15 protein-coding genes are annotated in these 13,055 nt (G+C 35.1%); 1 reads left to right on the top strand and 14 read right to left on the bottom strand.

The annotated features are described in order from the left end of the window. Together FLA105534_RS07650 and FLA105534_RS07645 are read right to left on the bottom strand one after the other, a co-directional pair. Window positions 1-1,245, bottom strand: coding sequence for an ABC transporter permease (locus tag FLA105534_RS07650; RefSeq protein ID WP_173965431.1), 1,245 nt, complete (start codon window positions 1,243-1,245; stop codon window positions 1-3). Continuing rightward, on the bottom strand, window positions 1,238-1,939 hold the full coding sequence (locus FLA105534_RS07645; protein WP_173965430.1) for an ABC transporter ATP-binding protein: 702 nt from the start codon (window positions 1,937-1,939) through the stop codon (window positions 1,238-1,240). The genes FLA105534_RS07650 and FLA105534_RS07645 overlap by 8 nt, the downstream gene beginning before the upstream one ends. 180 nt (window positions 1,940-2,119) lie before the next feature. On the opposite strand from FLA105534_RS07645, the gene FLA105534_RS07640 reads away from it, so the two are divergent. Next, window positions 2,120-3,526 (top strand): DUF4403 family protein, encoded by a 1,407-nt coding sequence (locus FLA105534_RS07640; protein WP_173965429.1) that lies wholly within the window; start codon window positions 2,120-2,122, stop codon window positions 3,524-3,526. 73 nt (window positions 3,527-3,599) lie between these two features. On the opposite strand, the gene FLA105534_RS07635 is transcribed toward FLA105534_RS07640, so the two are convergent. The 12 genes from FLA105534_RS07635 to gcvH all read right to left on the bottom strand — a co-directional run bounded on the left by FLA105534_RS07635 (window position 3,600) and on the right by gcvH (window position 13,000). Beyond that, on the bottom strand, window positions 3,600-3,902 hold the full coding sequence (locus FLA105534_RS07635) for a hypothetical protein (RefSeq protein ID WP_173965428.1): 303 nt from the start codon (window positions 3,900-3,902) through the stop codon (window positions 3,600-3,602). Beyond that, entirely contained in the window at window positions 3,895-4,476 is a 582-nt protein-coding gene (locus FLA105534_RS07630; protein WP_173965427.1) for a DUF420 domain-containing protein, read from the bottom strand. The genes FLA105534_RS07635 and FLA105534_RS07630 overlap by 8 nt, the downstream gene beginning before the upstream one ends. A gap of 2 nt (window positions 4,477-4,478) precedes the next feature. Beyond that, entirely contained in the window at window positions 4,479-5,168 is a 690-nt protein-coding gene (locus tag FLA105534_RS07625) for an SCO family protein (RefSeq protein WP_173965426.1), read from the bottom strand. 10 nt (window positions 5,169-5,178) lie between these two features. After that, the gene (locus FLA105534_RS07620; protein WP_173965425.1) at window positions 5,179-5,820 is read right to left on the bottom strand and encodes a hypothetical protein; all 642 of its coding nucleotides are present in this window, start codon (window positions 5,818-5,820) and stop codon (window positions 5,179-5,181) included. A gap of 78 nt (window positions 5,821-5,898) precedes the next feature. Then, complete coding sequence (locus tag FLA105534_RS07615) at window positions 5,899-6,249, bottom strand: cytochrome C oxidase subunit IV family protein (protein ID WP_173965424.1); 351 nt, start codon at window positions 6,247-6,249, stop codon at window positions 5,899-5,901. A gap of 18 nt (window positions 6,250-6,267) precedes the next feature. After that, window positions 6,268-7,254 carry a cytochrome c oxidase subunit 3 gene (locus FLA105534_RS07610; protein ID WP_173965423.1) on the bottom strand — a complete coding sequence of 329 codons (987 nt, stop codon included), beginning with the start codon at window positions 7,252-7,254 and terminating at the stop codon, window positions 6,268-6,270. 42 nt (window positions 7,255-7,296) lie between these two features. Next, on the bottom strand, window positions 7,297-7,896 hold the full coding sequence (locus FLA105534_RS07605; protein ID WP_173965422.1) for a cytochrome c oxidase subunit 3: 600 nt from the start codon (window positions 7,894-7,896) through the stop codon (window positions 7,297-7,299). A gap of 2 nt (window positions 7,897-7,898) precedes the next feature. Then, the gene (gene cyoE, locus FLA105534_RS07600; RefSeq protein ID WP_173965421.1) at window positions 7,899-8,801 is read right to left on the bottom strand and encodes a heme o synthase; all 903 of its coding nucleotides are present in this window, start codon (window positions 8,799-8,801) and stop codon (window positions 7,899-7,901) included. A 159-nt stretch (window positions 8,802-8,960) separates the two neighbouring features. After that, window positions 8,961-11,102 (bottom strand): energy transducer TonB, encoded by a 2,142-nt coding sequence (locus FLA105534_RS07595; protein ID WP_246253191.1) that lies wholly within the window; start codon window positions 11,100-11,102, stop codon window positions 8,961-8,963. Continuing rightward, entirely contained in the window at window positions 11,103-11,846 is a 744-nt protein-coding gene (deoC, locus tag FLA105534_RS07590) for a deoxyribose-phosphate aldolase (protein ID WP_173965564.1), read from the bottom strand. It abuts the gene before it with no gap. 397 nt (window positions 11,847-12,243) lie between these two features. After that, the gene (locus FLA105534_RS07585) at window positions 12,244-12,615 is read right to left on the bottom strand and encodes a VanZ family protein (protein ID WP_246253190.1); all 372 of its coding nucleotides are present in this window, start codon (window positions 12,613-12,615) and stop codon (window positions 12,244-12,246) included. 4 nt (window positions 12,616-12,619) lie between these two features. Beyond that, window positions 12,620-13,000, bottom strand: coding sequence for a glycine cleavage system protein GcvH (gene gcvH, locus FLA105534_RS07580; protein ID WP_173965419.1), 381 nt, complete (start codon window positions 12,998-13,000; stop codon window positions 12,620-12,622). Between the last annotated feature and the right edge of the window lie 55 nt (window positions 13,001-13,055).

The following is a 13,055-nucleotide window of genomic DNA, read 5'->3' as shown; positions in this document are numbered from 1 at the left end:
TTATTCGTCTCTAAGTGCTACAATAGGTTTAATTTTGGCTGCTCGGTATGCCGGGAAAAATCCCGCCATAGCGCCGGCAAATACAAGCAAAGCAAGCGTGGTTAAAGCTACACTAAAATCGACTTCAGGATCTCTAAAATACTCACTTTGTACCATTGGCCCCACAAATTCCAGTAAAGCCAAGCTGGCCAATAAACCAACAAAACCAGCAATAGTGGTTATAAAAATAGATTCATGAAGTATCATCGAAATGATTGAAAACGGAGAAGCTCCAAGTGCTTTTCGTATTCCGATTTCCTTTGTTCTTTCCTTTACAATAATCAACATGATATTACTTACCCCAACAACTCCGGCAATGATGGTACAAATACCTACCCACCAGAAGAATAATCGTATGTATAAATTTAAATCATAAAATTGCTTTGCATCTTTCACTGAATTGTAGACTCCAACTCCACTATCGTCATTGGGAGCGATTACATTTTTACTTTTTAAAAGGTTCTTTAAATCTTGTGTAAATTTTTCAGACTGCGCCAAAGCTTCATCGTAATCATTCGTTTTCTTTAAAGTAAAAAACAGGTTACTAATTTTATCCCCACCACCATACGCTCTCTGAACTGTCGTTTTTGGCAGGTAAGCTCTGGTTTCTTCTCTTTCTCCTCCCGGATCAGTAAAGACTCCGACTACTTTAAAATTAATATTGTTAATCGCGATCTCTTTCCCCAGAGCATCTTTGTCTTTAAACAAATCTGTTTTGAGTTTCATCCCAATACAGGCTACTTTTTCATTATTGGCTAAATCACTACTGTTTATGTATCGTCCCTGAACAACAGTAAGATTCTCTATTCCTGAATAATCCGGATCTACTCCTCTGTATTGATAACTTCCGGATTCTTTACCATAGGTAAATGTCCCTCCCCAATAATTTTGCGTTGCCGCCTTCAACTCCAGTTTATCATTAAATTTCTGAACAGACTGAGAATAATCACTGTTTCTAAACTGAATTTGTCTTCCCGGATTTAAACCTTTGTACTCTTTTGTTGTGGTTCCTGACCAAACTTCAATAATTCCGGCAGCATCACGCTCGAATTGCTTCTCAATTCCGTTCTGAAGCCCTTTACCCGCTCCAAGCAAAATCACTAAAATAAAAATCCCTGACGCTACAGAAACTCCGGTAAGGAACGTTCTTAATCGATTTTTAGAGATTGCCTCAAATATTTCCTGCCAACGCTCAATATTAAACATAAGATGAAGCTCTAACTTGTTCTACCTTTTTATCATCGATAATTAATCCGTCTTTCAGGACCACATTTCTTTTGCACATTGCGGCAATATCAGGTTCATGAGTTACAATAAGGATCGTTTTTCCTTCATCGTTAATTCCCTGAATCAATTCCATAACTTCATAGGACGTTTTGGTATCCAAAGCTCCTGTGGGCTCATCCGCCAATAAAACTTTTGGATTTGAAGCCAAAGCTCTGGCAATAGCAACACGTTGTTTCTGACCTCCGGAAAGCTCATTAGGTAAATGGTGAGAATGTGAACCTAGCCCAACTTTCTCCAAATATTTCATCGCAATGTCATAACGCTCTTTTCTTTTGATTCCCTGATAATACAAAGGCATTGCAACATTATCGAGAGCCGTTTTATAGTTGATTAGATTGAAAGATTGAAACACAAATCCCAAAAACTTATTACGATATTTAGACGCTATTGTTTCGTTTAATTTCTTAATAGGCGTTTTATCTAAAATATAACTACCAGAATCGGCCTCATCCAGAATTCCTAATATATTTAAAAGTGTTGATTTTCCGGACCCTGATGATCCCATAATTGCAACCAACTCACCTTCTTCAATATTAAAATTAATTCCTTTTAACACATGCAACTCCGAATTGCCCATTTTATAGGACTTGTGCAAATCTTTGATCTCGATCATGGTGATATTTGTTAAATTTTAAAACAATAATAACATTTTTCTTAACCTTTTTATGGTAAGAAAACGTTAATAATTAGCCTTTGTTCTTGGAATAAGACTCGCTTTCTTGCTAATTGTTACACATTTTCACTATAATATAATTGTTTTCTTAATTTTGTCAGACAAAAAAAAATCTTAACGATGAAGTTTTCTTCCATTATCTCTTTATTCTCACTAGTTGCAGCACTTACAAGCTGCTCTACAGCTCAAAAACTGGAAACCTTAAAACCGGAACCGGATGATGCTAGTCCATTAGTTTATGAAGCAAACCCTTCCTTTATCAATTTGCCTATCACGGTAAAGCTTACCGACATTGAAAATCAAACAAACTCCCTTCTAAATGGATTGATTTACGAAGACAATACGATCGACGATGACGATATCGAGATGAAAATCTGGAAGCAAGCCCCCATAAGAATCCAAAATGATCCCGCAAGCCCGGACAAAAAGATAAAAACAATTTTGCCACTAAAAGCGACAATTAAATATCGTATTGGCACCAAGAAGTTAGGCGTTGACTTATACGATACCAGGGAATTCAACCTCAATGGCGTTATTACCCTTTCTAGTGAAGTGGCATTGACGAACTGGAAATTAAATACAAAAACAGAGTTTAAATCTTTAGACTGGAGCGAAAGTCCAACCATGCTAATCTTTGGAAAAAGCATGCCTATTACTTATCTCGTAAATCCAGCGATTTCTATTTTTAAATCTAAGATTGAAAAGAAAATTGATGAAGCCATCGAGAAATCCATGGATTTTAAACCAAATGTTTTAGCGGCATTAGAAAAGATATGCACGCCATTTCAACTAAGTGACACATATGAAAGCTGGCTCAGAATTGTTCCCGTAGAAGTTTATTCAACAAATGCCAAACTAAAAAACGATCAGTTTGTGCTGGATATGGGAATGAAATGTAATATGGAAACTATAGTAGGCAAACAACCCGAATCTAAATTCAGCGTCAACAAAATTGTATTAAAACCTGTCGCTAAAATCCCAAATCAGATTTCGGCAAACATAGCAGCCATATCTACTTATATCGATGCCTCAAAAATTATGACAAAGAATTTTGCCGGCCAGGAGTTTGGTTCCGGCACTAAAAAAGTGACGGTAAAAAATGTATCGATCTGGCATAAAAACGGAAAGATGGTAATTGCACTTGATGTTTTAGGATCGATAAACGGAACTCTTTATTTAAACGGATTCCCTCAATACAATCCTCAGACGAAAGAAATTTACTTTGAAAAACTCGACTATGTTTTAGATACAAAAAGCAAATTAATGCGTACGGCAAGCTGGCTAGGACAAGGCTTTATTTTAAGAAAAATGGAAGCAAGCTGCCGTTATTCAATACAACCCAATTTAGAGGAGGGCAAAAAAAACATGGCTGCCTATCTTAAAAACTATTCTCCAATGCCGGGTGTTTTTGTCAATGGAAAAATGGAAGATATTCAGTTTGATAAAATTCAACTGACCAATCAAGCCATTATTGCTTTTATCAAAATAAACGGAACGGTGAATGTATCGGTTAACGGATTAAAATAATAGTCAAATAAAATGTGTCAATTAGTCAATTCGATAATTAACTAATTGACACATTATCTAATTATCGAATTGACTAATTGTCTGACTTTTTCTTTTTTGACTGGTACATTCTGTAAATCAGAACACCTATTACCGCCACCAGTAAATACGGGATAACCATTAAATAAACAATTCCATTGTTTACTGCTTCCGCTTTTTTGATATTCGAATCTCCTGCAAGCGCTGCACGACACATTGCGCATTGGGCATTTACACTAAGAGAAAAGAAAATAGACAAAAGAACATAGAAGTATTTGGTTGAAAAAAAATTCACTACTCTACTTTTATTTGCCCTTCTATTTTCTGTATTCTTTATTCTATTTTCCATTTTAAGCATAATAAGGAGAAATCATTAGGTAAACTATAACACCAGTAACCGCAACATACAACCAAAGCGGAAAGGTTATTTTAGCAATTCTTTTATGTCTGTCAAAACGCTTTGAAAGTGCCCTAACATAAGTAACCAAAACGAAAGGAATAATTACAACTGATAAAACGATATGTGTAAGTAAAATAAAAACATACAAATATCTAACAGCACCGACTTTTGCTTTTTCAACCGCATCAACAATCCCATCATGATTTAAGTCGCCTAATTTAGTAGAATCAGCCGTCATATGATATGCAACATACATCACCAAAAAAGCCAAAGACAAAGCAATTGCCGAAGTCATTAATCGTTCATGAAGTTTTTGCTTTCCATTTTTAATTGCAATAACTCCCAAAACCAAAGCAATTGCTGTTAAACCATTCGTAGTAGCATATATTGGCGGCAAAAACGATAGAGGCTCAACATTGATTCCAAAATCTTTTAATTTAATTACAAATAAAATACCCACTACAACTGGTATTAAGATTGAAACCGCAATAATGTATTTATTGTATTTTTTTTCTAATGAATGATCTTCCATTTCTATTCTTCTAATAATATCTTAATATCTTCCTGTATGTCTCTAACGCCTTTTTTATCTAATCCGTCATAATAGATGTTTGGATTTCCAAATTCATCTTTTCTGCAACGGATATTTCCGTCTTTATCAATTAAAGCGAACAGGCCAGAATGTTCAAAACCACCGCTTACTTTTTCATTCTCTCCGGCATACAAATTAAAGCCTTTGTTAGACAGTTCCATGATAGTCGTTTTATCTCCCGTTAAGAAATTCCAGGTAGATGATTTTACTCCTAACAACTTCGCATGTTCTTTTAAAACTTGCGGTGTATCGTGTTTTGGATCGATTGTAATGGATACGATTCCGAAATTTGGATTTCCGAAGAACGTTTTCTCAATTTCCAACATGCTCAAATTCATTTTAGGGCATATTGACGGACAGGTTGTAAAGAAAAACTCCAAAACATACACTTTCCCTTTATAAGTCTCATTCGAAACTTTACTATTGTCCTGATTGGTTAATTCGAATTTTGGAGCAGGTCCAATCTTCATTAATTTACCATCAGACTTTGATGTTTTCGCTCCAACATTGTCCAAACGATTTCCTTTTACAATCTCACCATTTTTAACTCTGTCAACGATTTTAGGAACGGCATAAATTCCAAATATTAAAATGATAAATGAAATACCGATATATGATTTATTTTTAAACATAATAAAAGGATTAAAGTTGCTTAGTTGCGTTGTGGTTCTTTTTTAGAGCAGCACGATATTCATATAAAATGATTTTAAAGTCATCCAGCATCTCATTGCTTAGCTCCGAAGGATGAAAAGTGTCATACCCTTCTTTATACTCAGCTGCATCTTTTCTTCCTCTTAGATTTCGTTCTTTGTCGATAATATAAACATTTGGAGTTCCAAGATTCTGATCTAATTTTCCTTTTAAATGCAACTGCTCGTAAAATGATTGAATTTCCTGAGGTGAAGCAAAAACAAAATTCCAGCCTTTCACATCCGTAAACGGCTTAAGAGCATCTAATACCTTCTGTGCATCAGCTTCTGTTCCTAACGGGCAAAGCACTACAAACTGAAGATCTTCAAAACCATTGTAACGTTTGTAGATTTTTTCGTTTAAGTTAAAATAATTCCCTCGATTACTTAAAATCTCAGATCCTGAAAACCCCAAAACCGTGATCTTTTTATCTAATGAAACTCTCTTACCGCTGAGGGATTTCCAATTACCAAAATCAGTAATTTTAGGCGTTATAACGGGAAGCGTAGTGAAGCTGTTAACACCGGAAGCAAAAAACAAATAGGCTACAATTGGCAAAACAAAAAGTACAAAGAGAACTATATTTTTTTTCATTATATGTGCAGAAGTTATTGAGGTACAAAAATAAAAAAAGCTCCGTTAAACGGAGCCTCTTTTCGAATTAATATCATGTTAAAAATTCCATTTAATAGTAGAATCTTTAAAAACCCCATAAATATAATGTCCTTCTGTCAATAGAATAAACAATAAATATAAAACTAGGAAAATAACTGGTGCTACAACAGACCATCTAAGACTGCTTTTTTCACCTTCCATGTGCATAAATGCCCATACTATATAATATGCTTTGAATATTGTCAGAATATAAAATATCCAGTTCAACAAATTCAAACCTACAAAATGATTAAACTCTAATACTCCAGGTTTGTAAATACCAAGGATAACTTCTACTGTAGTTACTACTGATAGTAATGCAAAAACAAACCAGATTCTTTTTGTATTTGATACGTGCTCGTGTGACATAATAATTAAAATCTAAAATTAAACTAAGTAGAAAACTGTAAATACAAATACCCAAACTAAATCGACAAAGTGCCAGTATAAACCAACTTTCTCTACCATTTCGTAGCTTCTTCTTTTTTCATAAGTACCCAATAATACATTAAAGAAAATAATGATATTAATGATAACTCCTGAAAATACGTGAAATCCGTGGAATCCTGTGATGAAGAAAAAGAAATCAGCAAATAATTTATTTCCGTATTCGTTTCTAATCAAATTAGCACCTTCTACAACATATTTAGCGCTTGCTAAACGAGCTTCAGATTCTTCTCTTGATAAAACTGTTTTTTTCTTTTTATCCGTTAGTTGTTCTGTTCTGATCAAAACTTCCGGATGAGCTTTAAAACCTGCCTGAATTTCTGCAACTGTATAGGTTGGTTGTGCCTGAGCATCTTCCATAAACCAAGTTGAATGACTTCTTGTTAAAGCTTCTCTTTGTTCCGGTAATTTAACTGCAAAATCAGCAAGAGCAACTCTTTTACCATCTTTATCAACAAACTGCAATAAACTTCCGCCCGCTGTTTCTACTGCTCCGTACTCACCTTTAATGAAGTTTTTCCATTCCCAGGCTTGAGAACCCACGAAAATAAAACCTCCAATAATCGTTAAGAACATGTAAATTGCAACTTTTGTTTTTTTCAATTGGTGACCTGCGTCAACAGCCAAAACCATTGTTACAGATGAGAAAATCAAAATAAAAGTCATTAAGGCCACATAATACATTGGTGCCGCAACGCCATGCATAAATGGAAAGTGAGTAAACACTTCATCAGCCAAAGGCCAGGTTTCAATAAATTTAAATCTAGAAAAGCCATAAGCGGCAAGGAATCCAGAGAATGTTAAGGCATCCGATACGATAAAAAACCACATCATCATTTTACCATAACTTGATCCTAGTGGCTGAATCTCATGACCGCCTCCCCAAGTTTTTTCGTCGTTGTTTGCAGTAGTAACTGTCGCTCCCATAAAAGATATTCGTTAAAAAGTTCCCAAATTTACGTTTTTTTCTTATTTAAAGAAATATAAAAATAAAAATAAATACAACCATAATAAATCCAAAAAGTGCCAATACATCGCACCTAGTTCTATACCAAGAGTTTGAGTCGAATTGTATTTTTGTTTAAAATGATTATAAATTATAATTAAAAGTGAAATTAACCCTCCGGCCAAGTGTAACAAGTGTGTCACGGTTACTACATACAAAAATGTTGTAGTAATTGAACTACCTTCTCCAGTGAAATAATACCCGCTTTCTACGATTTGTCCGAAACCTGCAAATTGCAGCACAACGAATAAAATCCCCAAAGCCAAAGTTCCCAAAAGCAATGCCGTAGTAGCGCTTCTATTGTCTTTCTGAATAGCTTTTTTAGCCAGGTAAAAAGTGACACTGCATGCTATAATAACTGCCGTACTGTAATAAAATGCTGTTGGCAATTCAAAGTTTTTCAACCAGTCAGCTCTTGATTTACTTACTACAAAAGCACTTGTAAGTCCGGCAAACATCATGGTCATACTTACCATTGCGAATAACAGGATAAGTTTCGCCGATTTGGCTTTCCTTAGCTTTTCTTCACCAGCCGTTTCTGTTTTTGTTATTGTCATTTCCATAACTATCTTAAAAATTTATCTACTATAAATACGATTTGCAGCAACGATATATACGAAACACTTACAAGCATTAAGGTTCTCGCAGCTTTTGCCGTTCTTAACTGATACAAACGCACCGCGTAAAACAACATCCACAATCCTAACAAAAACACTAAAATTGCTGCTATTGGTGTAATAAATAATTGCCCTGTATACCCTAAAACCGGCAGTAACGAAGCAATAACTAACCAAACTGTATATAAAATAATCTGCAAAGCGGTTCCTTTATCTTTTTTTCCGGTTGGCAGCATAAAGATCCCAGCCTTCTCATAGTCTTCATACAAAAACCATCCAATAGCCCAAAAATGAGGAAATTGCCAAAAAAACTGAATCAAAAACAACGTTCCGGCTTCGATCCCAAATTCCCCTGTAGCAGCAACCCATCCTAACATGAAAGGAATTGCCCCGGGAAAAGCACCCACAAAAACAGATAACGAGGTTACCGTTTTCAAAGGGGTATAAATACTGGTATATAAAAATATAGAGATCGCAGCGAACATTGCTGACTTCGCATTTATGGTGTAAAGCAAAGCAATACCCACAATAGTAAGCAAACTCGCTACAAACAAAGCCATTTTCGGAGACATGCGCCCTGAGGGAACCGGACGATTTTTAGTTCGGTCCATTAAAGCATCGATATCTTTTTCGATCACCTGATTGAAAGCATTTGAAGCTCCAACCATGCAATAACCTCCAATTGCCAAAACTGCCAAAACACTCCATTTAAAAGGATGTTCCTCATTAACTCCCAATAAATATCCGGCAACAGAAGAGAACAATACACTGATCGCCAAACCAGCTTTAGTAATCTCTTTGAAATCGGTAAATATTGATTTTATTGAAAATGTATTTTTAGTAGCGTTCAATACGGTAATTGTTTGTATGTTTTTTTTGAGTGGTGCAAATGTACAAATTAGATTGTAGAATCCAGACCTATAAAATTAGATTTTTTTCAATAAAACCTTTACAAAATAAGGACTTGCAAATCTTTAACACAATTATTTCGAAAAATCTTATTAAAAACCCTAGTAATCAAAATACCAATTAAAGATATCAGAACGCAATCCGATAGAAAACCAAGTCGTACTTTGCTTAAAAGTTGTCGCCGTATCTTTTGTAGGATCAAAGTTTCGGTATAAGAAACTTCCAAATAGTTTCAAATTACTCATCGGGTTTATCAGATAACCTCCTTGTATGTCAGCAATAAAAACGCTTGTTTTGTTTCCCTGCCCTACTTTTACCTCGCTATCGTACGGACGTTTGTCATCATAACTTTTGTAAATATTACCTCCGTAGTTAAAACCATCCTCGGCAGTATCAAAGTCCAGCCCTCTTGTTCCAATGGTAAACTTGGCATCTGCAAAATAACGCCCTCTATGGTAACGTCCGATCGCCACTAGTTCTTTAAAATTTCCGCCCCATTGGTGCCCGACACTCTGATTGTTATGCCCATAGTTGGTAATTACCGCACTGTGTGAGTATACGTATGGACGCACATGGTTGTATTCCAGTTGCAACAACAGATCTTTCACTTTAAAAGCATTGAAATATTTCGCTCCAATCTGGTATCCAAATTTATTTTTCCAGCTATTGTTTCCGCTTTTAATATCTCCTAATGAAAATTCATCCAATAAAAACTGAGCATATAAATTAACACTATTGTTCCATTTGTACTTAGAGGTCAACCCCAATAATGCATTTCCACTTCTTGACGATGAAGCAAATTCAACGGAACGATAGAAAATAATTGGGTTCACAAAATTAATATCAAAGCCTCTGTTATTTGTATCTGTCCAGACTACTGATTCAAAAAAACCTAAATTCAGTTTGTTCGAAACGTTCCAACTTAAATAATGATTGGCCATGAATTTTGTCGCATAGGTTTTTTCCAATGTAACATCCGGACGAACATCTTTAAGCCACATATAGGTATTTGTGTATTTTATTTTCCAGAAAGTGGTATTGATTTTAAAATACGGATACGGACTTGCTCCGTCACTTTCCAGCAAAGAACGATATCCGTCACCAATAAAATTTCTTCCGTAACCCAATTGCAGATCAAAGATTTTACTTGGCGCAAAGGTTATGTTTGCTTCTGCTAAAGGAAAATCATAAGCGTCAGTTTTAAATCGTTTGGCAATTCCCATTCCCGGAATAATTGCCGGATTTCCTCCAGACGGTTTTAATGTTTCGGCAAAATCATTATAATAACCTGCAAATCTTCCCTGGCTTTCAAAGATGGTTGTCGTAAAATTAATTTGCTTTCCCAATCCTCCTCTAAAATTCAAGGCACGTGTATTTACGTAGGTGTATGAAGCATCCAAATCCGATGCTTTACCCATTTGCAAGTCCAGAATTGGATTTAGGGACAGCCAATAATCTTCCCCCTGAATCTGAACCATGTTTTCATTCCAAAATTTTCTTCCCAGCCAGGTAGAAACATTTTTTTGAAGCGATTGATTTACCGCTTTTAAATTGTAGTATTTCGAAACTTCGGTATACGTATAAGGCTTAGACGCAGTGTGATTGTTGCTCCCTACCTGATTCATCGCTCCATCAAACTGCGCATAATAGCTGTGTGAAAACGGGATATTTAGATGACTTTCAAACTCCGGATTGTTGTATTTTTTGTACACAATACTATCCAGTTCAGTCATTGGTTTCTCAAGAGGTTTTAAAATTTGAGCTGCTGCCAATGCTTCCTCAGCAAGCTGATTTGCGCTTTTTAATGGAATATCTATTGAAATGGTGTATTTGGAATAGGTTGGCTTTCCGTTATATGTTGAAGGTTTTATTTTAGGGAATTTTTTAAAAACACGTTTAGCTTCTTCTGATAAAGCATCATTTACTGCATTTACATAAATTACTTTGAATTCACCATTTGCATCTACTTCGAAAAGCACTTTTACTTCTCCTTTATAATTCGCCTGTTTTAGATTTGCGGGCACCTGATAATTCTGAAACACAAAATCCTGCACTTCTTTATAAAAACAATTTTCCAGTTGTTTCGACTGAAGATTTTCGCAATTTGGGAAAACCGGAAATTGTTCTGCGGTAAAACCGGGCTTAATAGAGGTATTTGTACTTTCCTGCGAAAAAGCAAACAAAGTAGCTAAGGTTAAAACACAAGACAGGAAAATCTTATTCACGTAAATTGGGGTTTTCATTTAATATTGATTTGGGGTATTTCCTCCATCTGCAATTGTTTTTGCGGCAGAGGTTCCTATTCGTTTTACTCCTAAACGAATCATTTCTATAGCATCTTCATAAGACCGGACTCCTCCGGCCGCTTTAACTGGTAAAGGCGATGCATTTTCTAACATCATTATAATTGTTGACAGCGTTGCTCCGTTTGGCAAATTATTTTCGGTTTTATAAAAGCCGGTAGACGATTTCACAAAAACCGAAGCATAGTTTTCTTCTTTAAAATGCGACATGACTACATTTTTAATCAGTGCCGAAAGCTGAATTATTTGCGTATCATTTAAGGCCGCAACCTCAATAATCCATTTTACTGTTTTGTTATTTGCAAGACCAATTTGTGTTCCCACCAGGATCTCTTGTTTTACCAAATCGATATCACCTTCTTTAAAAGCAGTGTAGTTGCAAACAAAATCCAGATCATCTGCTCCGTCTTCAATTCCTTTGTTTGCTTCTTTTAATTTAGATTCTAAATCTGAGCTACCTTCAGGAAAGTCAATAACGGTGCCCACCAGCAAAGTCGAATTGGCTTTATGAATCATTTCTTTAGCCAAAGTTACATGTTCCGGCCGAATCATGATTAATTTAAAACCTTCGCGAATTGCCTCTTCAATAGCATCTTTAACCACAAGGGTGTTTTCTGCTTCCGACAATCCCGCTTGCGAAGCGGTTTTTAAATAAGTAGAGTCCAAATATTGCTTAACATTCATGATTTGTGGGTGTTCTGAGAATTGTGACAAAAATACATTTTAAATTAAAATTAACAGTCATGGCCGCGAAGATTTACATAAAGTCGACACTGGTTTCTTTTAAAACAAAACAACATTAAAAATAATCTGACAGCGTCCTACCATTAAATTAATGGATTTTTGAATGAAGATTAACAATTACTGTTTTTTTTGATCTAATCTTTCCCAATAGTTTAATCCTCGTTTTTTACCAACTCAAACATCTGAAATCAAAACTTGCTAATCTAATTTTTTTTATCCACTTTTTCCTAACTAAATAACATTGCTCACAGACTCGCGAAGCCGCAAAGTTTTGACCAACCTGGAAAGCGTTAAAATTAGAGCACAAAAAAACCCACCGAAGTGGGTTTCTATATTTCTAAATTCTATCTATTTGTTTTTTAAAAACTATTGCGGCAAAAATACCAAAAATAGCTCCAAGTGCATTGGCTAAAACATCTGTTACATCTGATGCTCGTGTAACCGTTAAAACACCTTGCAGAATTTCGATTGTAATTCCGAAAAAAACAGAAAATATAAATGAAATTAAATAGGCTTTGTAATCGTCTGGTGCTTTCCCTTTCAGCTCTTTTTTGAAAAACAAAATCCAGGAAATTGTAAATCCAAAATGAAAACAAAAATGGACAATCTTATCTATACTCGGAAAATTTATTGCCGGAATATTACTTGAATCCGTCAAACAAAAATAGGTAATAATTCCTGAACAGATAATTGCCCAGATTAAGAGCAATTGTTTAGGCACCTATAAGTTCTTTATAAGCGTCAGCAGATAATAATGAATCTATTTCTGATGCATCTGCAATTTTAATTTTAATCATCCAACCATCTCCATAAGGATCAGAATTAACGGTTTCAGGTGCACTTTCAAGACTGTCATTAAACGCAATGATTTCTCCTGTTAATGGTAAAAACAAATCTGATACTGTTTTTACAGCCTCAACTGTTCCAAAAACTTCGTCTTTGTCAAGTGTCTGATCTAAAGTTTCTACTTCAACATACACGATATCTCCTAACTCTTTTTGTGCAAAATGAGTGATTCCTACTGTTGCAACATCTCCTTCGATGCTAATCCATTCGTGATCTTTTGTGTACTTTAAATTTGCTGGTATGCTCATAATAGTTGTGTTTGAAAATTGGTAATTTAATAATTGAGGCACAAATGTAATAATC

It is taken from the genome of Flavobacterium collinsii, assembly GCF_902804485.1.
Taxonomy (GTDB): Bacteria; Bacteroidota; Bacteroidia; order Flavobacteriales; family Flavobacteriaceae; genus Flavobacterium; species Flavobacterium collinsii.
This window is presented reverse-complemented; position numbering and strand designations above follow the sequence as displayed.

What these genes read in the sequence shown, in the direction of transcription:
- FLA105534_RS07650 (WP_173965431.1), bottom strand. Translation starts at nt 1,245, where the DNA reads ATGTTTAATATTGAGCGTTGGCAGGAAATATTTGAGGCAATCTCTAAA.
- FLA105534_RS07635 (WP_173965428.1), bottom strand. Translation starts at nt 3,902, where the DNA reads ATGCTTAAAATGGAAAATAGAATAAAGAATACAGAAAATAGAAGGGCA.
- FLA105534_RS07610 (WP_173965423.1), bottom strand. Translation starts at nt 7,254, where the DNA reads ATGGGAGCGACAGTTACTACTGCAAACAACGACGAAAAAACTTGGGGA.
- FLA105534_RS07620 (WP_173965425.1), bottom strand. Translation starts at nt 5,820, where the DNA reads ATGAAAAAAAATATAGTTCTCTTTGTACTTTTTGTTTTGCCAATTGTA.
- FLA105534_RS07645 (WP_173965430.1), bottom strand. Translation starts at nt 1,939, where the DNA reads ATGATCGAGATCAAAGATTTGCACAAGTCCTATAAAATGGGCAATTCG.
- FLA105534_RS07625 (WP_173965426.1), bottom strand. Translation starts at nt 5,168, where the DNA reads ATGTTTAAAAATAAATCATATATCGGTATTTCATTTATCATTTTAATA.
- FLA105534_RS07615 (WP_173965424.1), bottom strand. Translation starts at nt 6,249, where the DNA reads ATGTCACACGAGCACGTATCAAATACAAAAAGAATCTGGTTTGTTTTT.
- FLA105534_RS07595 (WP_246253191.1), bottom strand. Translation starts at nt 11,102, where the DNA reads ATGAAAACCCCAATTTACGTGAATAAGATTTTCCTGTCTTGTGTTTTA.
- gcvH (WP_173965419.1), bottom strand. Translation starts at nt 13,000, where the DNA reads ATGAGCATACCAGCAAATTTAAAGTACACAAAAGATCACGAATGGATT.
- FLA105534_RS07640 (WP_173965429.1), top strand. Translation starts at nt 2,120, where the DNA reads ATGAAGTTTTCTTCCATTATCTCTTTATTCTCACTAGTTGCAGCACTT.
- FLA105534_RS07605 (WP_173965422.1), bottom strand. Translation starts at nt 7,896, where the DNA reads ATGGAAATGACAATAACAAAAACAGAAACGGCTGGTGAAGAAAAGCTA.
- deoC (WP_173965564.1), bottom strand. Translation starts at nt 11,846, where the DNA reads ATGAATGTTAAGCAATATTTGGACTCTACTTATTTAAAAACCGCTTCG.
- FLA105534_RS07630 (WP_173965427.1), bottom strand. Translation starts at nt 4,476, where the DNA reads ATGGAAGATCATTCATTAGAAAAAAAATACAATAAATACATTATTGCG.